This is a genomic window from Kitasatospora sp. NPDC004745, from assembly GCF_042873275.1.
In the GTDB taxonomy this organism is placed as follows: Bacteria; Actinomycetota; Actinomycetes; order Streptomycetales; family Streptomycetaceae; genus Kitasatospora.
In genome coordinates, this window is sequence record NZ_JBIALK010000002.1 from 37,995 (window position 1) to 64,038 (window position 26,044).

The 26,044-nt window shown below is 72.5% G+C and carries 20 protein-coding genes and 2 tRNA genes; 14 read left to right on the top strand and 8 right to left on the bottom strand.

Annotation, left to right across the window (positions count from 1 at the left end; genetic code table 11):
• Nucleotides 1–56 precede the first annotated feature (56 nt).
• Complete coding sequence (locus ACFYUY_RS03630; protein ID WP_387897575.1) at nucleotides 57–1,382, top strand: glycoside hydrolase family 18 protein; 1,326 nt, start codon at nucleotides 57–59, stop codon at nucleotides 1,380–1,382.
• Nucleotides 1,383–1,444: 62 nt separating this feature from the next.
• On the opposite strand, the gene pepN is transcribed toward ACFYUY_RS03630, so the two are convergent.
• Complete coding sequence (gene pepN, locus ACFYUY_RS03635; RefSeq protein WP_387897577.1) at nucleotides 1,445–4,009, bottom strand: aminopeptidase N; 2,565 nt, start codon at nucleotides 4,007–4,009, stop codon at nucleotides 1,445–1,447.
• Between the two features lie 222 nt (nucleotides 4,010–4,231).
• On the opposite strand from pepN, the gene ACFYUY_RS03640 reads away from it, so the two are divergent.
• On the top strand, nucleotides 4,232–4,864 hold the full coding sequence (locus ACFYUY_RS03640; protein ID WP_360211598.1) for a DsbA family protein: 633 nt from the start codon (nucleotides 4,232–4,234) through the stop codon (nucleotides 4,862–4,864).
• 70 nt (nucleotides 4,865–4,934) lie between these two features.
• Here the strand turns inward: ACFYUY_RS03640 and ACFYUY_RS03645 are convergent, their stop codons facing one another.
• Nucleotides 4,935–6,347, bottom strand: a complete 1,413-nt coding sequence (locus ACFYUY_RS03645; RefSeq protein ID WP_360211596.1) for an amino acid permease — start codon at nucleotides 6,345–6,347, stop codon at nucleotides 4,935–4,937.
• A 278-nt stretch (nucleotides 6,348–6,625) separates the two neighbouring features.
• Here ACFYUY_RS03645 and ACFYUY_RS03650 point away from each other — a divergent pair, with 278 nt between their 5' ends.
• The 4 genes from ACFYUY_RS03650 (at nucleotide 6,626) to ACFYUY_RS03665 (ending at nucleotide 10,129) form a co-directional block, all read left to right on the top strand.
• Nucleotides 6,626–7,225 (top strand): biotin transporter BioY, encoded by a 600-nt coding sequence (locus tag ACFYUY_RS03650; protein ID WP_360211594.1) that lies wholly within the window; start codon nucleotides 6,626–6,628, stop codon nucleotides 7,223–7,225.
• Between the two features lie 89 nt (nucleotides 7,226–7,314).
• Nucleotides 7,315–7,800 (top strand): ribose-5-phosphate isomerase, encoded by a 486-nt coding sequence (locus tag ACFYUY_RS03655; protein ID WP_360211592.1) that lies wholly within the window; start codon nucleotides 7,315–7,317, stop codon nucleotides 7,798–7,800.
• 460 nt (nucleotides 7,801–8,260) lie between these two features.
• A complete protein-coding gene (locus ACFYUY_RS03660; RefSeq protein WP_387898639.1) occupies nucleotides 8,261–9,394 on the top strand; it encodes a PP2C family protein-serine/threonine phosphatase in 1,134 nt (377 codons plus the stop codon).
• 537 nt (nucleotides 9,395–9,931) lie between these two features.
• Entirely contained in the window at nucleotides 9,932–10,129 is a 198-nt protein-coding gene (locus ACFYUY_RS03665; protein WP_360211588.1) for a hypothetical protein, read from the top strand.
• A gap of 33 nt (nucleotides 10,130–10,162) precedes the next feature.
• Here ACFYUY_RS03665 and ACFYUY_RS03670 read toward each other — a convergent pair whose 3' ends face one another.
• The gene (locus ACFYUY_RS03670) at nucleotides 10,163–10,954 is read right to left on the bottom strand and encodes a DUF6348 family protein (protein ID WP_387897581.1); all 792 of its coding nucleotides are present in this window, start codon (nucleotides 10,952–10,954) and stop codon (nucleotides 10,163–10,165) included.
• A gap of 207 nt (nucleotides 10,955–11,161) precedes the next feature.
• On the opposite strand from ACFYUY_RS03670, the gene ACFYUY_RS03675 reads away from it, so the two are divergent.
• The gene (locus ACFYUY_RS03675; protein WP_387897584.1) at nucleotides 11,162–11,722 is read left to right on the top strand and encodes a hypothetical protein; all 561 of its coding nucleotides are present in this window, start codon (nucleotides 11,162–11,164) and stop codon (nucleotides 11,720–11,722) included.
• Nucleotides 11,723–11,823: 101 nt separating this feature from the next.
• Here ACFYUY_RS03675 and ACFYUY_RS03680 read toward each other — a convergent pair.
• Nucleotides 11,824–11,894 (bottom strand) — tRNA-Gly (locus ACFYUY_RS03680).
• 190 nt (nucleotides 11,895–12,084) lie between these two features.
• On the opposite strand from ACFYUY_RS03680, the gene ACFYUY_RS03685 reads away from it, so the two are divergent.
• The 5 genes from ACFYUY_RS03685 (at nucleotide 12,085) to clpX (ending at nucleotide 17,000) form a co-directional block, all read left to right on the top strand.
• Nucleotides 12,085–12,158 (top strand) — tRNA-Pro (locus ACFYUY_RS03685).
• A gap of 294 nt (nucleotides 12,159–12,452) precedes the next feature.
• A complete protein-coding gene (gene tig / locus ACFYUY_RS03690; protein WP_360211582.1) occupies nucleotides 12,453–13,844 on the top strand; it encodes a trigger factor in 1,392 nt (463 codons plus the stop codon).
• Between the two features lie 280 nt (nucleotides 13,845–14,124).
• Complete coding sequence (locus ACFYUY_RS03695; protein WP_360211667.1) at nucleotides 14,125–14,742, top strand: ATP-dependent Clp protease proteolytic subunit; 618 nt, start codon at nucleotides 14,125–14,127, stop codon at nucleotides 14,740–14,742.
• 56 nt (nucleotides 14,743–14,798) lie between these two features.
• Nucleotides 14,799–15,461, top strand: coding sequence for an ATP-dependent Clp protease proteolytic subunit (locus ACFYUY_RS03700; RefSeq protein WP_359975274.1), 663 nt, complete (start codon nucleotides 14,799–14,801; stop codon nucleotides 15,459–15,461).
• Nucleotides 15,462–15,710: 249 nt separating this feature from the next.
• A complete protein-coding gene (gene clpX, locus ACFYUY_RS03705) occupies nucleotides 15,711–17,000 on the top strand; it encodes an ATP-dependent Clp protease ATP-binding subunit ClpX (RefSeq protein ID WP_063347569.1) in 1,290 nt (429 codons plus the stop codon).
• 122 nt (nucleotides 17,001–17,122) lie between these two features.
• Here the strand turns inward: clpX and ACFYUY_RS03710 are convergent, their stop codons facing one another.
• Nucleotides 17,123–17,962 (bottom strand): hypothetical protein, encoded by an 840-nt coding sequence (locus ACFYUY_RS03710; RefSeq protein ID WP_387897586.1) that lies wholly within the window; start codon nucleotides 17,960–17,962, stop codon nucleotides 17,123–17,125.
• Between the two features lie 191 nt (nucleotides 17,963–18,153).
• Here ACFYUY_RS03710 and ACFYUY_RS03715 point away from each other — a divergent pair, with 191 nt between their 5' ends.
• Together ACFYUY_RS03715 and ACFYUY_RS03720 are read left to right on the top strand one after the other, a co-directional pair.
• On the top strand, nucleotides 18,154–20,790 hold the full coding sequence (locus tag ACFYUY_RS03715) for a valine--tRNA ligase (RefSeq protein WP_360211578.1): 2,637 nt from the start codon (nucleotides 18,154–18,156) through the stop codon (nucleotides 20,788–20,790).
• A gap of 307 nt (nucleotides 20,791–21,097) precedes the next feature.
• Nucleotides 21,098–21,622 (top strand): hypothetical protein, encoded by a 525-nt coding sequence (locus ACFYUY_RS03720; protein WP_387897589.1) that lies wholly within the window; start codon nucleotides 21,098–21,100, stop codon nucleotides 21,620–21,622.
• Between the two features lie 25 nt (nucleotides 21,623–21,647).
• Here the strand turns inward: ACFYUY_RS03720 and ACFYUY_RS03725 are convergent, their stop codons facing one another.
• From ACFYUY_RS03725 to ACFYUY_RS03735, 3 genes are all read right to left on the bottom strand, one after another.
• Nucleotides 21,648–23,210, bottom strand: a complete 1,563-nt coding sequence (locus ACFYUY_RS03725; protein WP_387897591.1) for a chitinase — start codon at nucleotides 23,208–23,210, stop codon at nucleotides 21,648–21,650.
• Between the two features lie 169 nt (nucleotides 23,211–23,379).
• Nucleotides 23,380–24,540, bottom strand: coding sequence for a non-hydrolyzing UDP-N-acetylglucosamine 2-epimerase (gene wecB / locus ACFYUY_RS03730; protein WP_387897593.1), 1,161 nt, complete (start codon nucleotides 24,538–24,540; stop codon nucleotides 23,380–23,382).
• Between the two features lie 66 nt (nucleotides 24,541–24,606).
• Nucleotides 24,607–26,040: a glycosyltransferase family 2 protein gene (locus tag ACFYUY_RS03735; protein WP_387897595.1), complete on the bottom strand. Its 1,434-nt coding sequence runs from the start codon at nucleotides 26,038–26,040 to the stop codon at nucleotides 24,607–24,609.
• Nucleotides 26,041–26,044: the final 4 nt, after the last annotated feature.

Consider the following 26,044-nt stretch of genomic DNA (forward strand, 5'->3'; position numbering starts at 1 on the left):
ACCTCTATGCCAGCTGGTCCAGACCAATTGACGCCGATTCAGAGAACAGGTCCGGTATGCCCACTCGCGCCTCAGCCCTGCTCGCCGCCGCCACCGTCGCCGCGCTGCTCGCCGCCCCCGCCACCGCCAACGCCGCCGAAGCCCACCAGGGCCCGAAGCTGAAGGGCCAGCGCGTCGGCTACTTCACGCAGTGGGGCGCCGACAGCTCCGCCAAGCGGGTCCAGGAGTCCGGCCAGGCCGGGAAGCTCACCGTCGTCAACTACGCCTTCGGCAACGTCTCCGCCGACGGCACCTGCTACGAGACCGACGCCCCCGGCCAGGGCGACGCCCACAACGACTACCAGCGAGCCTTCTCCGCCGCCGACTCGGTGGACGGCGTGGCCGACACCCCCGGCCAGCGGCTCAAGGGCCACTTCAACCAGCTGCGCAAGCTCAAGGCGAAGAACCCGCAGCTGCGCACCGTCATCTCGCTCGGCGGCTGGAGCTGGTCCAAGTACTTCTCCGACGCGGCCGCCACCGACGCCGCCCGCAAGAAGTTCGTCTCCTCCTGCATCGACCTCTACCTCAAGGGCGACCTGCCCGTCCTGCCGGGCTCCCCGGAGGGCGGCGCCGGCGCGGCCGCGGGCGTCTTCGACGGCATCGACATCGACTGGGAGTACCCCGGTGGCGGCGGGGACCCGGGCAACGTGGTCCGCCCCGAGGACGGGCGCAACTACACCCTGCTGATGCAGGAGTTCCGCCGCCAGCTCGACGAACTCGGCGCCAGGGGCGGCAAGCACGGCAAGGGCGGCAAGCACTACCTGCTGACCGCCGCCGTCGCCGCCAACGAGACCGTCGCCGACCGGCTCGAACTGCCCGCGCTGAGCGACTCCGTGGACTGGCTCAACGTGATGACCTACGACCTGCACGGCCCCTGGGAGGGCACGGGCCCGGCCAACCACCAGGCCAACCTGTACTCCGACCCGACCGACCCCGAGCCGCGCCGGCGCAGCGCCGACGCCGCCGTCGTGCACTACCAGGAGCGCGGCCTGCCGTCCGAGCAGACGGTGCTCGGCGCCCCGCTGTACGGCCACGGCTGGACGGGCGTCGCGGCCGGCGCGCGCGGCGGCCTCTACCAGAGCGCCACCGCCGCCGCCCCCGACCGCTCCTACAAGGAGGTCAACGCCCTGCCCGGCAAGGTCTACTGGGACCGCGACCACGGCGCGTCGTGGAAGTACGACGGCTCCACCTTCTACAGCTACGACACCGCCGAGGTGCTCACCCAGAAGGCCCGGTACGTCCGCCAGAACGACCTGGGCGGCGTGATGGTCTGGTCGCTGGACGGCGACGACGCCCAGGGCAGCGCCATCGCCGCCCTGGACCGCGGCCTGCGCCGCGGCTGACCACGGGCCGGGGTGCGCGCAGGGGCCCGCCGTGCGGACACGGCGGGCCCCTCGCAGCTCCGTCAGGCGCGGTCGCAGGCCTGCGCCCGCAGGGCGCGGGCCAGGTCGTCGCGGCACTCCAGGACCAGGCGGCGCAGCGCCGGAGCGGCCTGCGGGTGGCCGTCCAGCCAGGCGTCCGCCTCGGCCAGGGTCGGCTCGCCGGTCTGGGCCCGCGGGAAGAATCCGGCGACGATGCGCATCGCGATCTCGATGGTCCGCTCGGACCAGACCCGCTCCAGCAGCTTGAAGTAGGGCGCCGCGTACAGCGCGGTCAGGTCGCGGTGGGCGGCCACCGAGAAGCCCGCGATGTTGGCCTCGACCAGGGCGTTCGGCAGCTCGTCCGAGTCGACGACGGCCGACCAGGCGGCCGCCTTGGCCTCCGGGGTGGGCCGGGCTGCCAGGCACTGGGTGTACTGGCGCCGCCCGCTGGCGGTGTTGTCGGCGGCCAGCTCGCCGGCCAGCTCCTCGTCCCCGGCCTGGCCGGCGGCGGCCAGGGCCAGCCAGAGCGCCCAGCGCAGCTCCTGGTCGACGTCCAGGCCGTCGATCCGGGCGCTGCCGGCCAGCAGGCCGCGGACCAGTCCGAGGTGCTCGGCGCCGCCCGCGGTCTGGGCCAGGAAGCGGGCCCAGGCCAGCTGGTGGTCGCTGCCGGGGACGGCGGCGCGCAGCTCGTGCAGGGCGCCGTCGGCCAGCCGGCGGCCGCCCTCGGCCCGCCAGGCCGGGTCGGCGTAGAGGTCGACGGCGGTCTTCGCCTGGAGGTGCAGCGACTGCAGCACGCCGATGTTGCCCTCCCGGCCGGCGAAGCGCAGCACCAGGGCGACGTAGTCGCGGGCCGGCATCAGGCCGTCCCGGGTGAGGTTCCAGACGGCGGACCAGGCGAGCGCCCGGGCCAGGTCGTCGCGGATGTCGCCGAGACCGGCGCGCAGGGTCTCCAGCGAGTCGGGGTCGAAGCGGATCTTGCAGTAGGTGAGGTCGTCGTCGTTGAGCAGGACCAGCGCCGGGCGGGGGCGGCCGACGGCCTCGGCGACGACGGTGCGCGCGCCGGTGACGTCGAGCTCGATCCGCTCCGAGCGCACCAGGGCGCCGTCCGGGTCCCGGTCGTAGAGGCCGACCGCGATCCGGTGCGGGCGCAGCACGTCGCCGTCCTGGACGACGGCGAGCTCGGTGATCCGGCCCGCGGCGTCGGTGGTGAGCTGCGGGGTGAGCGAGTTGACCCCGGCGGTCTGCAGCCAGGCGGCGGCCCAGGAACGCAGGTCGCGGCCGCTGGTCTCCTCCAGCACGTCCAGCAGGTCGGTGAGCTCGGTGTTGCCGAAGGCGTGGCGCTTGAAGTAGCGGCGGGCGCCCTCGAAGAAGGCCTTGGAACCGACGTAGGCCACCAGCTGCTTGAGGACGGAGGCGCCCTTGGCGTAGGTGATGCCGTCGAAGTTGAGCTTGGCGGCCTCGAGGTCGCGGATGTCGGCGGTGATCGGGTGGGTGGTGGGCAGCTGGTCCTGCCGGTACGCCCAGGCCTTGCGCTGGTTGGCGAAGGTCACCCAGGCCGAGGAGTACCGGGTGCGGGCGCCGATCAGGCCGTAGGAGCCCATGAAGTCCGCGAAGGACTCCTTCAGCCACAGGTCGTCCCACCAGCGCATGGTGACCAGGTCGCCGAACCACATGTGCGCCATCTCGTGCAGGATGACGTTGGCGCGGCTCTCGTAGGCGGCGTCGGTGACCTTCGAGCGGAAGACGAACTCCTCCTTGAAGGTCACGCAGCCCGGGTTCTCCATGGCGCCGATGTTGTACTCGGGGACGAACACCTGGTCGTACTTGCCGAAGGGGTACGGGTAGTCGAACTCCTCGTGGAAGAAGTCGAGTCCGAGCTTGGTGACGCCGAGGATCTCGTCCGCGTCGAAGTACTGGGCGAGGGACTTGCGGCACAGCGCGGCGAGCGGGACGTCCAGGGTGGTGCCGTCGGCGAGCTCGCGGCTGTAGTGGTCGGCGGCGACGTGGTACGGGCCGGCCACGACGGCGGTCAGGTAGGTGGAGATCGGCTTGGTCGGCGCGAACTCCCAGGTCCGGGCGGCGCCTTCGGTGGTGACGGTCTCGTGGACGGCGTTGGAGCGGACGTCCCAGGCGGCGGGGGCGGTCACCGTGAAGGTGAACGGGGCCTTCAGGTCGGGCTGCTCGAAGGTCGCGAACACCCGGCGGGCGTCGGCCGGCTCGTAGTGGGTGTAGAGGTACGTCTCGCCGTCCACCGGGTCGGTGAAGCGGTGCAGGCCCTCGCCGGTGCGGCTGTAGGCGCAGTCCGCCTCGACGGTGAGGACGTTCTCGGCGGCGAGGCCGTCGACGTGCACGCGGGCGCCGTCGTAGGCGGTGGCCGGGTCGATCGTGCGGCCGTTCAGGGTGATCGAGCGGACGGCGGGCGCGAGCAGGTCGAGGAAGGTGGCGGCGCCGGGCTCGGAGCAGCGGAAGGCGACCGTGGTGGTGGAGCGGAAGACGGCGGCCGCGGGATCGGGGGCGGAGGTCACGTCCAGCCGGACCCGGTAGCCGTCCACGGCCAGGATGCTGGCCCGCTGCTGGGCTTCGTCGCGGCTCAGGTTCTTGCCCGGCACGGCGGTACTCCTTTGTCCGGCTCGCACGGTGGTGCGTCTGTGGGTGGTGCGGTCTCGGCACGCGGTGTCCGCGCCCCGCAGGGGCATCCTTTCACGCCCTCCGGCGCCGGTACCATTGCACAGCCGTGGTGGCGGGCCGGAATCAGCGGCGCCCGCGGGGTGTTGGGCTGCTCGGGGTGGAACACCTCCCCGATCCACTAGCACTCACGAAGGACGACCGCAGTGACGACTGCCGCTGAGCGCAAGACCGCCGACTTCTGGTTCGACCCGGCCTGCCCGTGGGCGTGGATGACGTCCCGCTGGCTGATCGAGGTGCAGCAGCTGCGCCCGGTGGACGTGAACTGGCACGTGATGAGCCTGTCGGTGCTGAACGAGCACCGCGACCTGCCGCAGAACTACCGCGAGCTGCTGGACAACGCCTGGGGCGCGGTGCGGGTCTGCATAGCGGCCGCCCAGCAGCACGGCGACGAGGTGCTCGGCCGGCTCTACACCGAGCTCGGCCTGCGCTTCCACAACCAGGGCCTGCCGCAGAACCGGGAGACCGTCCGGGCCGCCCTGGTGGCGGCCGGCCTGCCCGCCGAGCTGGCCGACGCGGCCGACACGGAGGAGTACGACGAGGCGCTGCGGGCCTCGCACAAGGAGGGCATCACCCTGGTCGGCGAGGACGTCGGCACCCCGGTGATCGCGGTCGAGGGCGCGGACGGCGAGCGGGTCGCCTTCTTCGGCCCGGTCGTCACCCCGGCCCCCAAGGGCGAGGCGGCGGCCCGGCTGTGGGACGGCACCCTGCTGGTGGCCTCCACCCCGGGCTTCTACGAGATCAAGCGGACCCGTACGGCGGGCCCGTCCTTCGAGTAGGCGACGCCCCTGCACGCCCGGAGGCCCGGTACCGCTGGTCGGTACCGGGCCTCCGGGCGTGCGTGCGGGCTCAGCGGGCGGCGGCGTCCCGGCGCTGCTTGACCAGGCCGGCGGCGATCAGCAGGACGACCAGCACCCCGGCCGCGTACAGCTGCTCCCGGTTGCCCTCGGTGGTGGTCATCAGGCCGAGGATGCCGACCACGGCGGCCATCGCCACCCAGGTCAGGTACGGGTAGCCCCACATCTTCACGGTGAGCAGCTCGGGCGCCTCGCGCTCCAGCCGGCGGCGCATCTTCAGCTGGACGATGCAGATGAACAGCCAGACCACCAGGATGGCCACACCGGTGGTGTTCATCAGCCAGGTGAACACGGTGTCGGGCCAGAACTTGGCGGCCAGCACGGCGCCGAAGCCGAACAGGCAGGAGACCAGCACCGCCCGGCGCGGCACGCCGCCGCTCACCTTGGCCAGTGCCTTGGGGCCCTGGCCGCGGCCGACCAGCGAGTAGGCCATCCGGGAGGCGCCGTAGATGTTGGCGTTCATCGCGGAGAGCAGCGCGATCAGCACCACCACCTCCATGATCGTCCCGGCGCCGGGCACGCCCAGGTGGCGCAGCACCGTCACGTACGGGCCGTCGGCGACGACCGCCGGGTCCTTCCAGGAGACCAGGGTGACGACCAGGGCCATCGAGCCGATGTAGAAGATCGCGATCCGCCACACCGCCGTGCGCACCGCGTTGGCGACGTTCTTCTTGGGGTCGTCGGACTCGGCCGCGGCGATGGTCACCGTCTCCAGGCCGCCGTAGGCGAAGACCGAGGCCAGCAGGCCGACGATCAGTCCGCTGACGCCGGTGGGCAGGAAGCCGCCCTGGCCGGTCAGGTTGTCGGTGCCGGGGGAGCCGGGGCCGAGCACCCCGGCCACGCCGAGCCCGCCGAGGACCAGGAAGGCGATGATCGCGGCGACCTTGATGGTGGCGAACCAGAACTCGAACTCGCCGAAGTTCTTCACGGCGGTGAGGTTGCTGGCGCAGAAGAAGACCATGAACAGGCCGACCCAGACCCAGGCGGAGACGCCCGGGACCCAGCCGTTGACGATCTTCCCGGCGGCGGTGGCCTCGGCCGCGACGCCGCAGCACAGCATCACCCAGTACATCCAGCCCGCGGTGATCCCGGCCCAGGGGCCGACCTCCTTCTCGGCGTGCACCGAGAACGAGCCGGAGGCGGGCCGGGCGGCGGACATCTCGCCGAGCATCCGCATGATCAGCATGACCAGCAGGCCGGAGAGGGTGAAGGCCAGGATGATCGCGGGGCCGGCGGCCGCGATGCCCGCGCCGGAGCCGACGAACAGGCCGGCGCCGATCACCCCGCCCAGCGCGATCATCGACAGGTGGCGCTGCTTGAGGCCGTGCGAGAGCTGCTGGCCGGAGGCCGGGGGAGCGCCGGTGTCGGTGGTCCCGGGCGCGGTGGGCGCGGAGGTGGGGGCCATAGGGTTGGTTCCAGACTGTGCGGAATGCGGCATGAGTTGTCCAATATCCGGGGACACCTCGGGTCATGCCAACGTGGTCGGCGGCGGGCCCACCATGTGGTCCGGACGGTCACCGGTTGCGACCGGGTGGTCACCCGCCGTCGGTTTGGGCCGGAATGGGCCGGACCCGACAACGGTCGAGGGCGGGGCTTTGTCCGAAACCGTGGCGGTGGCGGAGTGGATCACCACGTAGGTTCACAGGTGTTCACTCACCTGAGCACCCCCGGAGGAGACCCCCGATGGCCACTGCCACCACCCCGATACCGCGCCGCGCCGTCCTCGCCGACCTGCTGCCGTCCGCGACCACCCGCCTCGGCGCCCAGGCCCGCGACCTGGCCCTGGTGGCCGGCGGCGCCGCACTGACCGGTGTGGCGGCCCAGCTGTCCGTCAACGTCCCCGGCTCCCCGGTGCCCGTCACCGGCCAGACCTTCGCCGCCCTGCTGGTCGGCACCGCGCTCGGCACCCGCCGCGGCGTCGCCTCGCTCGGCCTCTACCTGCTGGCCGGCATGGCGGGCATGCCCTGGTTCGCCGAGGGCACCTCCGGCTGGGCGATGCCCTCGCTCGGCTACGTGCTCGGCTTCGTCCTCGCCGCCGGCCTGACCGGCGCGCTGGCCCGCCGCGGCGCCGACCGCACCCCGGTCAACACCGCCGTCACGATGGTTCTCGGCAGCCTCGCCGTCTACGCGGTCGGCGTCCCGTACCTGGCCCTGTCGCTGCACGTCCCGCTCGCCCGGGCGGCCGAACTCGGCCTCTACCCCTACCTCGTCGGCGACGCCCTGAAGGCCGTCCTCGCCGCCGGCGCCCTCCCGCTCGCCTGGAAGCTCCTCGGCCGCCGCTGAGGCCCTTCCCGGCGAACCGGGCGTCAGGGGCGCCGGGCGCGCCCGGCCCTGTGCGGAGCCCGGGGCCAGGCGCATGCCACACTCATGGCATGCGCGTGTACCTGGGCTCCGACCATGCCGGATACGAACTGAAGAACCACCTCGTGGAGTGGCTCAAGGAGGCCGGCCACGAGCCGGTCGACTGCGGGCCGCACATCTACGACGCCGAGGACGACTACCCGCCGTTCTGCCTGCGCGCCGCCGAGCGCACCGCCGCCGACCCGGAGGCACTGGGCGTCGTGATCGGCGGCTCGGGCAACGGCGAGGCCATCGCCGCCAACAAGGTCAAGGGCGTGCGTGCGGCGCTGGCCTGGAGCGAGCAGACCGCCTCGCTCGGCCGCGAGCACAACAACGCCAACGTGATCTCCGTCGGCGGCCGGATGCACACCCTCGCGGAGGCCACGAAGTTCGTCGAGATCTTCCTCAACACCCCCTACAGCGGCGAGCCCCGGCACACCCGCCGGATCGAGATGCTGAGCGAGTACGAGACCACCGGCGAGCTCCCGCCGATCCCGGCCCACCACCCGCAGGGCTGATCCCTCCCCGTCCACCCTCCTCCGACGGCCGGTCGCACGTTCGCGTGCGGCCGGCCGTCGTCGTTCCTGTCGCCTGTCGCCCGCCGACGCTGCCCACCGCCGCGTCCGGCGGCCCGAGCGGCCCGAGCGGTCCGCGGCCCGGCCGGCCTGTGTCATCGGACACAGGTCCCCGGCGTGCGATCGGCGCCCCGCGCGGGGCGCGTGCGCCGCCCGTGTGGTTCGTACGCCCAACCGGCGCACGCCTCCTGACGTCGCGCCCGCCGCGGCGCCGATCGGCCGAAACCGGCTGACCGGCCCGCGCCACGGCGCATTCGCCACCGTCCGAGCCGTCGACGCCGGGCGGTACCCGTGGATAGGGTCGGGCCCCATGGCTGGCAGACCGCCGGGCGCACCGCCCCAGACGACTGCGACGAGGCCCGGCGCCGCCAAGGCGTCCGCGCCCGTGACGGCCCGGTTGCGCATGGTGCTCCGCCGGGCCCGCCGAAGGCTGCGCACGGCCGGGGTCGACTACTTCCGCGGCGGGGCCGCCGACTGGCCGGTGCTCTGCGCGCTCGCCCTGCTCGTGCCGCTGCTGATCGTGCTCAACGTCTGGATGCCCGCCTGGGCCCCGCCCACGGCCCTGGTCCTGCCGATCCTGGCCGGTGCGCTGCTGCTGCGCCCCGGCAGCCTGGTGGTGCTGTACGCGCTGGCCGCGCTCGGCCTCTCCGCGGAGTCCGTGATCCACACCGGCCAGCGGGTGGCCAGCGAGAACCCCGAGGCCTACACCTACGGCGTGACCCCGGGCGCGGCCCTGGTGGTCGGCGCCGCCGGGGTGGGCGGCCTGCTGCTGGCCCAGTTCCGGGCCCGGGTCGGGGTGCCCTGGTGGGGCGGCTCGACCATGCTGTTCGACCTGCGCGAGCGGCTGCGGGTGCAGAGCCGGGTGCCCGAGCTGCCGAGCGGCTGGCACGCGGACATGGCGCTGCGCCCGGCCGGCGGGCAGTCCTTCTCCGGGGACTTCGTGGTCGCCGCCCGGACCGGTCCGGGCCAGCGGCTGCTGGAGGTGGTCCTCGCGGACGTCTCGGGCAAGGGCATGGACGCCGGCTCCCGGGCACTGCTGCTGTCCGGGGCCTTCGGCGGCCTGGTCGGCTCGCTGCCCGCGCACGACTTCCTGCCCGCCGCCAACGGCTACCTGCTGCGCCAGTCGTGGGAGGAGGGCTTCGCCACCGCGGTGCACCTGGTGCTGGACCTGGACACCGGCGAGTACGAGCTGCTGTCGGCCGGGCACCTGCCCGGGATGCAGCGGCTGGCGGGCGCCGGGCACTGGGAGGTCAAGGAGGCGGAGGGCCCGCTGCTGGGGATCTACGACGGCGCCAAGTTCGACGGCGTGCGCGGCCGGCTGAACCGCGGCGACGTGCTGATGCTCTGCACCGACGGCATGGTCGAGGAGCCTGGCCGGGACCTCTCCGAGGGGATGGACCGGCTGATGGGGGAGGCGGACCGCCTGGTTCCCGGCAGCGGGCCGGGTGCGGGTGCGGGTGCGGCGGCGGCCCTGATCGAGACGGTGGCCCGGGACATCAACGACGACCGCGCCGTCCTGCTGCTCTGGCGCGACTAGGACGGGTCCGGGACGGGTCCGGGACGCGTCCCGTGGACCACTGCCGGACCGCCGGATCCGGCCCGGCCGCGGCGGCACATGCCGGGGGCAGGTGCTGTCAAGCCGGGCAGCTGATCTTCGGCCAAATCGGACGCCCCGTCGGCTGACCGGACCTGCCGCTTCCGTTACCCGCCGCCGGCCGCTTCCCGGCCGCTCAGCGCGGCCCCGCCGACGTTTCGTCAGAACGGCTCGGCTATCGTCCCGGTCGGCGGAAACTCGTCTCGCATCGCAGGATATCGGCGTTGGGCTGACTGTCAGACCTTTACGCAATCGGCACGGTCGACCACACTGAGTCCGGGCGGGACTGTTCAGGATTCGGGGGATTGGGGGCGTCACGTGCGGCAAGGCAGACAACGTTCGACCGGACCGGGCCCCTTCGCCGGCGGCGTGCCGGTCGGTCCGGGATTCCGCCTCGGGACCGTCGGACAGGCCGGGGTCCGGCTTCGCAGGTGCCGCCGGGCGGCGGCACCACGCTATGAAACGAGGAAGTGAGTCCGGGTGGCACTCTCCGTCTCCGCGCTGGTCCTGTTCGCGATCCTGTGCATCATCTTCATCCGCAACAAGCAGATGAAGATCGCGCACGGCATCGTCGCCGCCCTGTTCGGCTTCATGCTGCACGAGACCACGGTCGCGGGCTCGATCAACTCCCTGCTGGCGAACCTCGCCCACAGCATCTCGAGCATCACCGGCGGCTGACCGGGCCGGGCCGTCCGCACCCCCGCGAGGGGATCACCGGCCGGCCCGTCTGGCCTCCCGCCAGCGGGCGAACAGCCCCCGGGGGCGGACCGCCGCCGGGGCCGGAGGACGCATCGGTGCGGGTGCCTCGGCACGCGCCGGCGCGGCCTCGACCGGCGCTGCCCGCTCGGCGGTGAGCAGGACGAACAGCCGCGCCCAGCAGAGTCGTTCGCCGCGCGGCCAGTCCAGCGCGCGCAGCGCCGCCGAGGCCGCCTCGGACACCTCGCCGTCGACCCGGACCTCGGCGACGTCGTCGTCGGCCTTCCCGCCCAGGAAGAGCTTCACCCCGACCGGCCCCGGCCCGGTCAACTGCGGCCGCAGCGCGGGCGCGAGGGCCGCCATCACCCGGTGCTCGGCGAGCCAGGCCGCCAGGTGCTCGTTGCCGAAGCCGAACACCGCCGCCGGCCCCTGCACGGCGTGCCAGCCCGGGAGTTCGGGGTGGTCCGCGTGGTCGGCGTAGACGCCGCGCCCGTCGGCCAGCTCGACCAGCACCGAGGCGGTGGTGGTCGCCCACATCCGCACCGCGTTGGCGAGCTTCTCCTCCTCGGTCTTGCCGAGGCCGGCCGCGCAGTCCCAGACCACCGGCCCGTCCGCGCGGCCCAGGTGCAGCACGTAGCCGAGGTCGACGTGGCCCGAGCCGTCGCCGCCGGGGTGCTCGCGCACCGCGACCGCCGTGGTCCCGGGGCCGCGCACCACCTCGCCGTCGGCGGTGAAGACGTGCCCGAGGCGTGCCATCTCCCGCGTCACGCAGCGCTGTATGACGGCCAGTCGCTCCTGGGGACGCACCGGGACTCCTCCACCTCGGAGCGCGGCGGGTGAGCTCGCGCTCGAACTGCGCTCGAACGCCGCCGAGGCTATCGGCCCGGAACCCAACCGGGAAACCGCCGGGGCCGTTCGGCCCTCCGGTCGCGGAAATGTCCTGAATGTTCCAGTTTGGAGAGCGTTGACCCCCCGGTTCTCGGGCCGGGGGCCGCCGTCCGGCTGGAGAGCCCCATGCCCCGCACCGACCTGACGCCCCCTCGACCCGTCCCGGCCCTCGCGCCGCCGTTCCCCGCCGGGCCGGACGGCTCCGGACTGGTCGCCGAGATCGAGGCCTACCTCGCCTCGCTGCCCGGCCCCGCGCGCCGCCCGGTGCCGTACGTCTGCCCGTACGGCGCCGCGCCACAGCCGTGGCACGCCGGGTACCCGGAGCCCCGGGCCACCGTGGTCGACCGGGTGCTGCGACGCCCCGCCCGCCCGGTGCCGGTGACCGCGGCCGACCACCTGCGGCTCGCCTCCCGCTACATCGGGGCCGTCGGCTGGCTGCAGGGCGCGATGTGGGACGCGCGCGGCCGGGTCTGCCTGCTCGGCGCCCAGGCCGCCGTCCTCGGGCACGGCTACGGCACCCCGGCCACCGTCCGCACCGCCCGGGTGCAGCTGATGGAGGTGCTGCACGCGACCGGCCGCCCGGTGAGCTCCCCGGACGAGTACAACGACCGGCCGACCACCCGGGAGGCCGACGTCCACCGGCTGCTCGACCGGGCCGCCGCCCGGGCCGGCCGGCTGGGGCTCTGAGGAGGGCGGCGGGAACGGTCGAGGGGGTGGGCCCGGGGGAGGGCCGCCGCGGAAACGACACCGGCCCCGGTGCGCGCAGGCGCACCGGGGCCGGTTCGAGGAGCGGGCGACGAGAATCGAACTCGCGTGACTAGTTTGGAAGACTAGGGCTCTACCATTGAGCTACGCCCGCGCGATCCCCCGGACGTCTCCGGCCGGAAGTTCGGGGAACAGCGTACCTGGTCCGGTCGCCTCCGCGCACACCGCATTTCCCGTCCACCCGCTTCCGGGTCCTTCCGGAGTCCGTCCGAAGTCCTTCCGGGCCGCCCGGAACAACTCGGCGAGCCGCCAAGGCCCGGCGTGTACGCTTCCTCTCGGCACCACGGGGTGTGGCGCAGTTTGGTAGCGCGTCCGCTTTGGGAGCGGAAGGCCGTCGGTTCGAATCCGGTCACCCCGACAGTGCGGCAGGGTCTCGTCCAGGGGGCGGGGCCCTGTTCTGTGTGGGTGACGAGGTGGCGTCTGGCGTCCGCCTTTCGTGGTACCGGTAGGATGGGGCGCTGGCGGTAGTCCCTGCGGTCCCAACCCAGGTCCACCGCCCGAGGGCGAGGAGTCAACCTCACCGTCCGACCCCCGCGGGAGATGCAGCTCCAACCGCCCATCGCCCGTCTCGCCCGACCCGCTCGTACGGCCCCGGCCGGCCGCATGGGGACGGCGGAGGCAACCTGACCGCAAGCCCATAGGAGACCTAACCGTGAAGAGCGCCGTCGAGACTCTGAACCCGACCCGGGTTCGACTCACCGTCGAGGTGCCCTTCGAGGAGCTCAAGCCCAGCCTCGACGCGGCGTACAAGAAGATCAACCAGCAGGTCACGGTTCCGGGCTTCCGCAAGGGCAAGATCCCGGCTCGCGTCATCGACCAGCGTTTCGGCCGTGGCGCCGTGCTGGAGGAGGCCGTCAACGACGCCCTGCCGCGCTTCTACACGCAGGCCGTCGACGAGGGCAAGATCGAGGTCCTCGGCCAGCCCGACATCACCAACATCGAGGGTGTCGAGAAGATCGCCGACGGCGGTGACCTGAAGTTCACCGCCGAGGTGGACATCCGCCCGGAGATCACCCTCCCCGACTTCGCCTCCATCGAGGTGACCGTCGACCCGATCGCCGTCTCCGACGAGGACGTCGAGAAGTCCCTGGAGCAGCTGCGCGAGCGCTTCTCCTCGGTCAAGGACGTCGAGCGCGCCGCGGCCGCCGGCGACATCGTGGTCGTCGACCTCGAGGCCAAGGTCGACGGTGAGGTGCCGGAGGACGGCACCGCCACCGGCGTCAGCTACGAGATCGGCTCGGGCCGTCTGATCGACGGCATCGACGAGGCCGTGACCGGCCTGGAGGCCGGTGGCACCGCCACCTTCGCCACCGAGCTCAAGGGCGGCACCCAGGCGGGCAAGACCTCCGAGGTCACCGTCACCGTCACCGCCGTCCAGGAGAAGGAGCTGCCGGAGCTGGACGACGAGTTCGCCCAGCTGGCGAGCGAGTTCGACACCCTGGAGGACCTGCGCGCCGACTCCCGCAAGCGCCTGGAGCGCATGAAGGAGTACGACCAGGCCACCCAGGCCCAGGAGAAGGTGCTGGACGCGCTGCTCGGCCTGGTCGAGATCGAGTTCCCCGAGAAGCTGCTCGCGGACGAGATCCAGACCCGCAAGCACAACCTCGAGCACCACCAGCTCGAGCCGATGGGCCTGAACATCGACTCCTACCTGGAGACCCAGGGCAAGACCCGCGAGGAGTGGGACGCGGAGATCGAGGAGCAGGCGAAGAAGGGCATCAAGACCCAGTTCGTCCTGGACCAGATCGTCGCCGACGAGGAGCTGGGTGTTAACCAGGAGGAGCTGACCGAGCACCTCATCCGCCGCGCCGCCGGCTCGGGCCTCACCCCGGACCAGTTCGCGCAGCAGGTCGTCCAGGGTGGCCAGGTGCCGCTGCTGGTCGGCGAGGTCGCCCGCGGCAAGGCGCTGGCCACCGTGGTCGAGGCCGCCAAGGTCGTCGACACCGAGGGCAACGAGATCAACTTCGACGACGAGGACGAGACGGCCGAGACCGTCGAGGCCGCCGCCGAGGAGACCTCCGCCGAGGAGAAGACCGAGGCCTGATCGCCCCGGTAGCCCCTGAGGCGCGCAGTGGGCCCGGACGCCGTACGGTGTCCGGGCCCGCTGTCATTCCGCGTCATTCCGCCCGGGGCGGGGCGCGCGACCCTGCGCTCACAGCGAACAGTTCTGCGTGAGGGATTCTGCGGCCCGGCCTGCGCGTTAGGGTCCTTGGACAGCAACAATCACGACGTGATACCCGGAAGCTGTGCGACACCGTGACGGTCGCGGAGCGACCGTCCAAATCGACTGAGCAGGTGGCTAAGTGACGTTCCCGCAGATGCAGATGCCTGGCCCGATGGCGCCGCACGCCGCCTCTGGTGACGTGCTCGGCGGCCTGGGCGACCAGGTGTACAACCGGCTGCTCAACGAGCGGATCATCTTCCTCGGCCAGCAGGTCGACGACGACATCGCCAACAAGATCACCGCCCAGCTGCTGCTGCTGGCCGCGGACCCGGAAAAGGACATCTTCCTCTACATCAACTCCCCGGGCGGCTCGATCTCCGCGGGCATGGCGATCTACGACACCATGCAGTACATCAAGAACGACGTCGTCACCATCGCGATGGGCATGGCGGCCTCGATGGGCCAGTTCCTGCTGACCGCGGGCGCCAAGGGCAAGCGCTTCTCGCTGCCGAACGCCAACATCCTGATGCACCAGCCCTCCGCCGGCCTCGGCGGCTCGGCCACCGACATCCGCATCCAGGCCGAGCAGCTGCTCCGCACCAAGAAGCGGATGTCCGAGCTGATCGCCTTCCACAGCGGCCAGTCCTTCGAGCAGATCACCCGGGACTCCGACCGCGACCGCTGGTTCACGCCGGAGGAGGCCCTGGAGTACGGCCTGATCGACGCGATCATGCACAGCGCCGCGGACGTCCCCGGCGGCGGCGGCACGGGCGCCTGAGCCTCGGCCCGGCCCACGACACCACAGCCACAACGCCCCGGAGGACAAGGACCCCCATGAACATCCCCAGCCTGTCGGCCGCCCAGGCCCGCGTCGAGGACATGCGTGCCGAGGGCCGTTACATCGTCCCGCGCTTCGTCGAGCGCACCACGCAGGGCATCCGCGAGTACGACCCGTACGCGAAGCTGTTCGAGGAGCGCATCATCTTCCTCGGCTCGCAGGTCGACGACGTCTCGGCGAACGACATCATGGCGCAGCTGCTCTGCCTCGAGTCGATGGACCCGGACCGCGAGATCCAGATGTACATCAACTCGCCCGGCGGCTCGTTCACGGCCCTGACGGCCATCTACGACACGATGCAGTACGTGAAGCCGGACATCACCACGGTCTGCATGGGCCAGGCGGCCTCCGCCGCGGCCGTGCTGCTCGCCGCCGGCACCCCCGGCAAGCGGATGGCGCTGCCGAACGCCCGTATCCTGATCCACCAGCCGTACACCGAGACCGGCCGCGGCCAGGTGTCCGACCTGGAGATCCAGGCCAAGGAGATCTTCCGGATGCGCGAGCAGCTGGAGGAGATGCTCTCCAAGCACTCCAGCAAGTCGGTCGAGCAGGTGCGCGAGGACATCGAGCGCGACAAGATCCTGACCGCCGAGGAGGCCGTCGAGTACGGCCTGATCGACCAGATCATCTCCACCCGCAAGACCTCGCTGACCTCCTGAGGCCGGCACCCTCCGGAGCGGGGCGCGTATCGAGTCCGCGCGCCCCGCTCCGGCTCATCGGCGGCCTCCGTCACGGCATCTGTTCGGTATCAATTCGCCCAGGGCGTAGGGCAGACCCGGCGAAGAGGACGGAATCAGGGGCCCGGCAGAGTACCGTCGGATAGCGAGACCGATCGCCGACGGCGTTGACGGTCCACAGCACCAGGCCCCGGAACCCCTGCGGGGCCCCTGGCGAAGGGGAAGCACCTCGTGGCACGCATCGGAGACGGTGGCGACCTGCTCAAGTGCTCGTTCTGCGGCAAGTCGCAGAAGCAGGTGAAGAAGCTGATCGCCGGCCCAGGCGTGTACATCTGCGACGAGTGCATCGACCTGTGCAACGAGATCATCGAGGAGGAACTCGCCGAGACCTCCGAGGTGCGCTTCGAGGAACTGCCGAAGCCGCGGGAGATCTACGAGTTCCTGGACCAGTACGTGGTCGGTCAGGACCTCGCCAAGAAGGCGCTGTCGGTCGCCGTCTACAACCACTACAAGCGGGTCCAGGCCGGTGAGGCGGGCCGCAGCGGCGGCAACGGCCGCGAGGACGCCATCGAGCTGGCCAAGTCGAACATCCTGCTGCTGGGCCCCACCGGCTCCGGCAAGACGCTGCTGGCGCAGACCCTCGCCCGGATGCTCAACGTGCCGTTCGCGATCGCGGACGCCACCGCGCTGACCGAGGCCGGGTACGTCGGCGAGGACGTCGAGAACATCCTGCTCAAGCTGATCCAGGCGGCCGACTACGACGTCAAGAAGGCCGAGACGGGGATCATCTACATCGACGAGATCGACAAGGTCGCCCGCAAGAGCGAGAACCCGTCGATCACCCGGGACGTCTCCGGCGAGGGCGTGCAGCAGGCGCTGCTGAAGATCCTGGAGGGCACCACCGCCTCGGTGCCGCCGCAGGGCGGGCGCAAGCACCCGCACCAGGAGTTCATCCAGATCGACACCACCAACGTGCTGTTCATCGTCGGCGGCGCGTTCGCCGGCCTGGAGCGGATCATCGAGGGCCGGGCCGGCGCCAAGGGCATCGGCTTCGGCGCCAACATCCGCTCCAAGCGGGAGTCGGACGCCAGCGACCACTTCCGTCAGGTGATGCCCGAGGACCTGGTGAAGTTCGGGATGATCCCCGAGTTCATCGGCCGTCTGCCGGTCATCACCAGCGTGCACAACCTGGACCGCGAGGCGCTCCTGCAGATCCTCACCGAGCCGAAGAACGCGCTGGTCAAGCAGTACCGCAAGCTCTTCGAACTGGACGGCGTGGAGCTGGAGTTCTCCCGCGACGCGCTGGAGGCGATCGCCGACCAGGCGATCCTGCGCGGGACCGGCGCGCGCGGTCTGCGGGCCATCATGGAGGAGGTGCTGATGTCCGTGATGTACGAGGTGCCCTCGCGTCAGGACGTCGCCCGCGTGGTGGTCACCGGGGACGTCGTCTCCAAGCACGCCATCCCCACCCTCGTCCCGCGCGACATGATCAAGCGCGAGCGGCGCGAGAAGAGCGCCTGACCCGCCCTCCGGACGGAGAGGGGCCCCGCACCGGACGGTGCGGGGCCCCTGCTCGTTCCGGGCCGGTGCGGCGTCGCCGCCGGCCGGCCCGGCGGGCTACTGCCGCCGGCCGGCCCGGCGGGCTACTTGGCGACCTTCATCGCGTCGCGGATCGCCCGGGCCTTGTCGGCCGCCTGCGCCGGGGTGACCCCCTGCGCGCCGCCGGTCAGGCTGACCTTGCTGAAGGTGATCCGGCCGGTGGTGGAGTTGTCCGCCCACACGCAGATCGTCGGCCCGGCCTTGCCCGCGATGACGCTGACCACACCGCAGGCGAGCCGCGCCGAGGAGCTGTGGGCGTCCTGCGCCGGGTAGTCGGTCAGCGGGGTGGACCAGGTCGCGCCGCCGCTGTCCTTCTTGGAGTCGTCGATGACCTGCCCCGGGTCGCTGATGTCCCCGTAGACGCCGAGGATCGAGAGCGTGTCGAGCGGGTCCGAGCCCTTGGCGTAGCTGGTCGCCAGCGCGGTGAGGTTCTTGCCGAACTTCGCGGCCTCGGCCTTGCTCGGGTCGACGGCCTCCTCCTTGGAGGACTTCTGGACGTAGCCGTCCGGCAGCGACTGCGGCGCGGAGATCTTGTAGTTGCCGCCGGAGTCGCCGGCCATGAACTTCCACGCGGCGAAGCCGCCGCCGCCCAGCACCAGCGCACCGACCACCAGGCCGACCACCAGACCGGTCTTCCCCTTCTTCGGCGGGGCCGGGTAGCCCGGCTGGCCGTACGGGGCCTGCGGCGGCACGCCGTACGGCTGCTGCGGGGCGCCGTAGGGCTGCTGGGGCGCGCCGTACGGCTGGCCGCCCTGCGGCGGGTAGCCGTACTGGGGCTGCGGCGCGCCGTACGGCTGCTGCGGCTGCGGCGGGCCGTACGGGGGCTGCCCCCCGTACGGCTGCTGGGGCTGTCCCTGCGGATACTGCTGTCCCTGGCCGTACATCTGCGTCTGTGCTCCCCCGCCGCACCCGCGGCCTGTCATGGTGTGGATCTGCTCCGTACCCGTGCGGCAAACCGGACGAGTGTCCGGGAACGGTACCGCACGGCGCCCGGCGGCGACCCGTTCGGGCGGCTCGCGTCCGAGGGGCGAAAGCGGTTCGTAACACGTGCCCGCGGTTACGTAAACTGTGCGTCGTGACCGACACGACGAACCAGCGCCCCGTGAGCACCACCGGGGACGAAGCAGCAACCCTCCCGACGACCTACACCCCAGCGGACGTAGAGGGCGAGCTGTACGAGCGCTGGGTGGAGCGTGGCTACTTCGCCGCCGACGCGAAGAGCGACAAGCCCCCGTTCACCGTCGTCATCCCCCCGCCGAACGTCACCGGCAGCCTGCACCTGGGCCACGCCTTCGAGCACACGCTGATCGACGCGCTGGTCCGCCGCAAGCGGATGCAGGGCTTCGAGGCGCTGTGGCAGCCCGGCATGGACCACGCCGGCATCGCCACCCAGAACGTGGTCGAGCGCGAGCTCGCCAAGGAGGGCAAGTCCCGCCACGACCTGGGCCGGGAGGCCTTCGTCGAGCGCGTCTGGAAGTGGAAGGCGGAGTCCGGCGGCCAGATCTCCGGCCAGATGCGCCGCCTCGGGGACGGCGTGGACTGGTCCCGCGAGCGCTTCACCATGGACGAGGGCCTGTCCCAGGCCGTCCAGACCATCTTCAAGAAGCTCTTCGACGACGAGCTGATCTACCGCGCCGAGCGCATCATCAACTGGTGCCCGCGCTGCCTCACCGCCATCTCGGACATCGAGGTGGAGTACCAGGACGACGACGGCGAGCTGGTCTCGATCCGCTACGGCGAGGGCGACGCCTCGATCGTCGTGGCCACCACCCGCGCCGAGACGATGCTGGGCGACACGGCCGTGGCCGTCCACCCGGAGGACGAGCGCTACCGGCACCTGGTCGGCACCGAGATCGAGCTGCCGCTGACCGGCCGTCGCATCCCGGTCGTCGCCGACGCCCACGTCGACCCGGAGTTCGGCACCGGCGCCGTCAAGGTGACGCCCGCCCACGACCCGAACGACTTCGAGATCGGCCAGCGGCACGACCTGCCGAACATCGCCGTCATGGACGAGCACGCGGTCATCACCGTGCACGGCCCCTTCCTCGGCCTGGACCGCCTGGAGGCCCGCTCGGCGATCGTCGCCGCGCTGCGCGCCGAGGGCCGGATCGTCGCCGAGAAGCGCCCGTACGTCCACTCGGTCGGCCACTGCTCGCGCTGCAAGACCACCATCGAGCCGCGGCTGTCCATGCAGTGGTGGGTCAAGGTCGGCCCGCTCGCCAAGGCCGCGGGCGACGCGGTCCGCGACGGCAAGGTCAAGATCCACCCGCAGGAGATGGAGAAGCGCTACTTCGACTGGGTCGACAACCTGCACGACTGGTGCATCTCGCGCCAGCTGTGGTGGGGCCACCGGATCCCGGTCTGGTACGGCCCGAACGGCGAGGTCGTCTGCGTCGGACCGGACGAGCAGCCGCCCGCCGGCGAGGGCTGGCACCAGGACACCGACGTCCTGGACACCTGGTTCTCCTCCGGCCTGTGGCCGTTCTCCACGCTCGGCTGGCCCGAGCAGACCGAGAGCCTGGCGAAGTTCTACCCGAACTCCGTCCTGGTCACCGGGTACGACATCCTCTTCTTCTGGGTCGCCCGGATGATGATGTTCGGCCTCTACGCGATGGACGGCACCCCGCCGTTCCACACCATCGCGCTGCACGGCATGGTCCGTGACCAGAACGGCAAGAAGATGTCGAAGTCCTTCGGCAACGTCGTCAACCCGCTGGACTGGATGGACAAGTACGGCTCCGACGCGCTGCGCTTCACGCTGGCGCGCGGTGCCAACCCGGGCGTCGACGTCCCGATCGGCGAGGACTGGGTCCAGGCGGCCCGCAACTTCGCCAACAAGATCTGGAACGCCACCCGCTTCGCGCTGATGAACGGCGCCACCGTCGAGGGCCCGCTGCCCGCGCCGGAGGAGCTGACCGCGGCCGACCGCTGGATCCTGTCGCGGCTCAACAGCACCGTCGCCGAGGTGGACGGGCTGTACGAGGACTACCAGTTCTCCAAGCTGTCCGAGGCGCTCTACCACTTCGCGTGGGACGAGGTCTTCGACTGGTACGTCGAGCTCTCCAAGACCACCCTGGCCAAGGGCGGCCCGCAGGCCGACGCCGCGCGCCGGGTGCTCGGCGAGGTCCTGGACGTCACGCTGCGGCTGCTGCACCCGATCGTGCCCTTCGTCACCGAGACGCTGTGGACCACGCTCACCGGTGCGGAGTCCGTCGTCATCGCCGACTGGCCGACCGACAGCGGCTACCGCGACGCCGCGGCCGAGGCCGAGATCGCCACGCTGCAGCAGGTGGTCACCGAGGTCCGCAGGTTCGCCGTGAGCCAGGGCCTCAAGGACCGCCAGCGCGTCCCGGCAAAGCTGGAGCTGGACGGCACCGTGCTGGCCGTCCACGAGGACGCGATCCGCTCGCTGCTGCGGCTGACCGTCCCGGAGGAGGGCTTCGTGGCCACCGCCTCGCTGCCGGTCGCCGGCGCCACCGTCTCGCTCGACCTCTCCGGCACCATCGACGTCGCGGCGGAGCGCAAGCGCCTCGCCAAGGACCTCGCGGTCGCCGAGAAGGAGAAGGCGCAGACCACCGCCAAGCTCGGCAACGAGGCGTTCCTCGCCAAGGCGCCGGACGAGGTGGTCGCCAAGATCAAGGTCCGCCAGGAGGCCGCCGAGGCCGACATCGCCCGGATCACCGCCCAGCTCGCGGCGCTGCCGCAGGGCTGAGCCCGTACCGGCCGGTGAGGGGCCGCACTCCGCGACGCGCGGGGTGCGGCCCCTCGGCGTTCCCCGGCCCGGCGACCCGGCCGGGCCGCGGCCGTTCCCGTTACGCCTAATAGCGCAGCAACATTGCTCCCTTCCGGCGAATATTCATCCTGGACCGGGTGAGGTCTTATTCCGAGCGAATTCATTCCGGTCTTGCCCGCGCGGGTTCGCGGAAGTTTGCAGGTCGGATGTGTACGGTGTGCTCGGAGTTTCCGCTGAGCGTTTGTGCGGAGCGTTTCTGCTGAACGGACGGACGGGAGGGCATGGCGTGGTGGTGACCGAGGAGTTGGCCGACGAACTGCCTGCCGAGGCGGTCGAGGAGGCCAAGGCCAGGGCGGCGACCCTGCTGCTCGCCTTCCGGCACGGCAACCAGCTCGCTTTCGACCGCGAGCTGGACCAGCTGTTCGCCGAGCACGCGGGGCGCGAGGTGACCACCCTGCTCGCCTGGATCGCCGCCGAGGCCGTCCGCAAGGCGTACGCCCCCGAGGTCGGCGACCGGGTGCTGCGGGCGATGGCCCGGCGCGCCCCGGCCGACAGCGGTGCCGTCGCGGTGGACGAGGAGAGCGCGGACGCGGCCCGGCTGATCGAGGCGGTGGCGGCCGGCGAGGTGGCGGAGGTGCGCGGGCTGGTCGCCTCGACGGCCGACACCACCTTCCTGCTCGGCGGTCTGCTGCAGGGCGTGGCGATGATGCTGCCGCTGCTGCCCGAGGGCGAACTGGCCGAGATCACGGCCGAGCTGCGCCGCCGTCACGGGGGCGCGGTGCACGTCCCGGAGGCCCGGGCCGGGGTCTGAGGGCCCCGCCCCGGGCCCGCCGCCGTCAGGGCATGGCGTGCAGGTGCGCGCCGATGGTGGTGGCGACCGGGTTGCCCGCCCGGGCGTCCCAGTTGGTGGACCAGGTCATCGCCCCGCCGATGCCGGGCCAGGTGGTGTCCGGCCGGTAGCTGCCGCAGGCGGTGCCGGCCGCCAGGCAGTCCAGGGCGTTGGCGACGGTGCTCGCGGCGACGTACCCGCCGCCCGCCGCGCTGGTGGACGCGGGCACCCCGATCCCGACCTGGTCGGGCCGCAGCCCGCCCTTGAGCTGGATGCAGGCCAGGGCGGTGAGGAAGTTCTCGGTGCCCTGCGAGTAGACGTTCCCGTCGCAGCCGTTCATCGCGCCGGAGTTGTAGTACTGCATGTTGACGATGGTGAGGACGTCCTTCACGTTCAGCGCCAGCTTGAAGTACTCCGTGCCGGTCGACTGCATGTCGATCGTCTGCGGAGCCATGGTGAGGACGAATCCGGTGCCGGCCTTCGCCGCCAGGGCGTGCAGTGCCTGGCCCAGGTAGGCGGCGTTGACCCCGTTCTCCAGGTCGATGTCGATCCCGTCGAAGCCGTAGGACTGCATCAGCGCCCAGGCGGTGCTGGTGAAGGTCGCGGCGGAGGCCGCGTCGCCCACCCACACGGTGCCGTTCTGCCCGCCGACCGAGAGCACCACGCGCTTGCCGGCCGCCCGCTTGGCCGCGATGTCGGCCTTGAACTGGGCGTCGGTGTAGCCGCCGAGGCGGGTGGAGAGCGCGGGGTCGAGGGTGAAGCTCAGGCCGCCCCGGGTGGCGGTGGCGTCCGCGAAGGAGACCGCGATGACGTCGTAGGCCGCCGGGACGTCGCTGATCCGCTGGACGGTGGCGCCGTTGTCGAAGTTCTGCCAGTAGCCGGTGAGGATGTGCTTGGGCAGGCCGGGGGGCCGGCCGGTCGAGGTCGCGGTCGGGCTGCCGGTGGCGGTCGCGGTGGGGCTGCCACTGCCGGTGCCGGTGGGGGAGGGGCTGCCGGTCGCGGTCGGGCTGGGGGACGTGGTGGTGGTCGGGCTCTGCGAGGGCTGCGGCCCGCCGGGGCCGATGAGTGACACGTCGTCGGCCAGGAAGGCGGGCTGCCCGTACCAGCCGTGCAGGTAGACGGTGACGCTGGTGGTGCTCGGGCCGGTGGTGAAGCCGGTGCTGAGCCGGCCCCAGCCCGCCGAGGTGGTCCAGGTGCTGGGGTCGGTGCCGCCGGTGCCGCGGGCGCCCAGGTAGACGTACGAGCCCTGGACCCAGGAGGCGAGGGTGTACGTCGAGGAGGGCTTCACGGCGACGGTCTGGGTGCACTCGCCGGTGTCGCCCGCCCCGGGGGTGGACTGCAGGGCGTAGCGGCCGGAGTGCACGGTGGTGCTCTGGACGGCGCCGCTGCCGCAGGTCCAGCCGGCCGGGGTGCCGGTCTCGAAGCCGCCGTTGGTGATCAGGTCGGGGTCGGCGGCGCGGGCGCCGGGGCCGGTGGCGAGGAGGAGCCCGGTCAGGCCCAGGGCCATGGCGCAGGCCCCGGCGAGCAGGGAGCGGCCGGCGCGTGGGCGCCGGTGTCGGAAAGGTGGCATGACTCCATCTCCGGTGGGGGAGGCCCGGCGGCGTCCCGGTGGTGGGGGTGGGATGCCGTCCGGGGTGTCGATGGTGCGCGTGTGGGAGCTACCGACAACTCAAGTCCCTGTCGGGGAAGGAGACTTGCCTCACAAGGTGGAGTAGACCAATCCGGCTGTCAAGAGGGCGCTACGCGGCCGCCAGCTGTACTGCGTCGTCGGCCGCGGCCTCGTCGGCCGACTCGGCGGCGGCGGCGGTCAGCGCGGCGATCCGGGCCGACGCGAGGCCGTCGCCGTACGGGCTCGGGGTGGCCGCGAGCCGGGCGAGCCGTTCGGGGGTGTCGGCCAGCCAGGCCCGGGCCAGCTCGCCGAGCTCCTCGCCGGGGCCCACCAGCGCGGCGAAGCCCGCCGCGACCGCCTCCGGGCGCTCGGTCGAGCGGCGCACCACGAGCAGCGGGCGGCCGAGGACGGTGCACTCCTCCTGCACGCCGCCGGAGTCGGAGACGAGCAGCGCGGCGTGGCGCGCCAGGCCGAGGAAGTCGGCGTAGCGGACCGGCCCGGTGACGGCGAGCCGGTCCAGCAGCCGCTCCAGGCCGAAGCGTTCGACGGCGGCCCGGGTGCGCGGGTGCATCGGGAACAGCACCGGGGTGCCGGCCCGGGCGATCCGGTCCAGCTCGGCCAGCACGGCGCCGAGCGCCCCGGCGGTGTCGGTGTTCTCCGGGCGGTGCACGGTGGCCAGCACGTAGGCGTCCGGCCGCAGCCCGTGGGCGGCGAGCAGTGCGGCGCGGGTGGCGCCGTCCGGCAGCTGGCGGCGGACCACCTCGACGACGGTGTTGCCGGTGAGGGCGATCCGCTCCTCGGCGAGCGACTCGGCGCGCAGGTTGGCGACGTTGTCCCCGGTGGCGGCGCAGAGCAGGTCGGCGACGTGGTCGACCATCACCCGGTTGTGCTCCTCGGGCATCGCCCGGTCGAAGCTGCGCAGCCCGGCCTCGACGTGCACCAGCGGGATCCCGCGGGCGTTGGCCGCCAGCGCCCCGGCGAGGGTGGCGTTGGTGTCGCCCTGGACGACCACGGCGGCGGGTCGGTCCTCGGCGAAGGCGGCGTCCAGCTGGCCGAGGGACTGGGCGATCTGGCCCGCCCGCGGGCGGCCGCCGACGCCGGTCAGCAGCTCCGGACGGGGCAGGTCCAGGTCGCGCAGGAAGCGGCCGGACATGGCCTCGTCCCAGTGCTGGCCGGTGTGCACCAGGCGGGTCGCGTCGCCCAGCTCGTGGATCAGCGGGGCGAGCTTGACCAGCTCGGGGCGGGTGCCGAGGACGACGGCGACGCTGGCGGGGGGAAGACAGGTGCTCATGGGTGAGGGCTCCGCGGGGGTCGGGGGCTCGGGGGGCCGGGCGGGGGCCGGGGCGGTGGGGCCGGCTCAGGACTCGAGTGCGGTGGGGGCGCCGAGGGCGACCTTCTCGGCGTTGCGCCGGGTCTTGGCCCAGCCGTTGCGGCCGAGCGCGATCCGGACGGCGGCCCGGGTGGCGACGACGAACAGGTGGTAGGCGTACAGCCAGACCAGGACGCCCCAGAGCAGCCCGGTGAGCCGGCTGCGGTCGGGGTGGACGAGCCGGCGGTAGGCGAGGCCCCAGAAGACCATCGGCAGGGTGGCGATCACGAAGGCCAGCAGCATGTACGGCCCGAACCGGAGCTGGAAGTCGGCGGTCTCCGCGGGGAAGAGCACCAGTCCGGCCGCCGTGATCGCGAGCGAGAGCGGGGTCAGCAGGACGAGCAGCACGCAGACCACCGGCTGCAGGAAGGTGTACAGCACCTCGGCCTTGCCGGCCGGGGTGTAGTGGGGGGAGCGCAGCACCCGTCCGGTGTACCGCAGGCACTGCATGTTGCCCTGGGCCCAGCGGGTGCGCTGGGTGAGGAAGCGGCGCAGCGAGACCAGGCCCTCCTGGGAAACCTGGGTCTCGGTGACGTGGGTGAGCCGCCAGCCGGCCAGCCGGAGGTCGAGGCCGGACTCGTAGTCCTCCAGCAGGGCGCGCTCGGGCCAGGGGCGGCCGGCCCGGCCCTCCTCGGCGGTGAGCGCGTCGAGGGCGGTGAGGCGGACGAACTGGCCGTTGCCGCCGAGGCCGACGCTGCCGGTGCGGCGGCGCAGCAGCTGCATGCCGGCGTTGTTGGCCTGGAACTCGACGTCCTGCATCCGGACCAGGGCGCGGGCGAGCGCGTTGGCGGCGCGGCCGCGGCCGGGCAGCGGGAGTTCGTCGTCGGCGTTGCGCATGCGCACGCCGATCTGGACGGCGCCGGTGTCGGGGCGGCCGAGCGCCTTGGCGTTGCAGACCCGGGCGAGGGTGCCGGGGTCGAGCCGCCCGTCGGCGTCGACGACGCCGATCACCACGCGCGAGCGGTCGGCCGAGGCGGGGAGCCGGGCGGAGATCTCGCGGTAGGCGGCGTTGAGGGCGGCGCCCTTGCCGATCCGGGCGTGCGGGCGGCGGCGCTGGACGAGGTGGACGCGGTCGTCGTGGGCCGCGGCGGCGAGCACCAGCTCGCGGGTGGCGTCCTCGCTGTCGTCGTCGATCACCCAGAGGTGGGCCTCGGGTGCGCTCTCGCGCAGTCCGGCCAGGGTCTGGGCGACCACGGCCTCCTCGTCGCGGCAGGGGATCACCAGGTGCCACTGGAAGGCCGCGGGGTCGCCGGGCTCGGCGGGCCGGTCGTGCCGGAAGGCGTGCCGGGAGCCGGCCCAGTACACGAGGAAGCGCGCGAAGACGAAGGCCATGTAGCCGACGAGGGCCAGCGAGACGAGTCCGGCTAACCAGACCACGGAGTCCTGGCGGAGCACGATCCAGTCGTGCAGGGCGTCGGGCATGGCG

Bases quoted from the DNA above. Each gene is read 5' to 3' on its own strand.
- ACFYUY_RS03700 (WP_359975274.1), top strand. From the start codon at position 14,799: ATGAACATCCCCAGCCTGTCGGCCGCCCAGGCCCGCGTCGAGGACATG.
- ACFYUY_RS03710 (WP_387897586.1), bottom strand. From the start codon at position 17,962: ATGTACGGCCAGGGACAGCAGTATCCGCAGGGACAGCCCCAGCAGCCG.
- ACFYUY_RS03655 (WP_360211592.1), top strand. From the start codon at position 7,315: ATGCGCGTGTACCTGGGCTCCGACCATGCCGGATACGAACTGAAGAAC.
- ACFYUY_RS03630 (WP_387897575.1), top strand. From the start codon at position 57: ATGCCCACTCGCGCCTCAGCCCTGCTCGCCGCCGCCACCGTCGCCGCG.
- ACFYUY_RS03645 (WP_360211596.1), bottom strand. From the start codon at position 6,347: ATGGCCCCCACCTCCGCGCCCACCGCGCCCGGGACCACCGACACCGGC.
- ACFYUY_RS03695 (WP_360211667.1), top strand. From the start codon at position 14,125: ATGCCTGGCCCGATGGCGCCGCACGCCGCCTCTGGTGACGTGCTCGGC.
- ACFYUY_RS03660 (WP_387898639.1), top strand. From the start codon at position 8,261: ATGGTGCTCCGCCGGGCCCGCCGAAGGCTGCGCACGGCCGGGGTCGAC.
- wecB (WP_387897593.1), bottom strand. From the start codon at position 24,540: ATGAGCACCTGTCTTCCCCCCGCCAGCGTCGCCGTCGTCCTCGGCACC.
- ACFYUY_RS03725 (WP_387897591.1), bottom strand. From the start codon at position 23,210: ATGCCACCTTTCCGACACCGGCGCCCACGCGCCGGCCGCTCCCTGCTC.
- ACFYUY_RS03675 (WP_387897584.1), top strand. From the start codon at position 11,162: ATGCCCCGCACCGACCTGACGCCCCCTCGACCCGTCCCGGCCCTCGCG.
- ACFYUY_RS03735 (WP_387897595.1), bottom strand. From the start codon at position 26,040: ATGCCCGACGCCCTGCACGACTGGATCGTGCTCCGCCAGGACTCCGTG.
- ACFYUY_RS03650 (WP_360211594.1), top strand. From the start codon at position 6,626: ATGGCCACTGCCACCACCCCGATACCGCGCCGCGCCGTCCTCGCCGAC.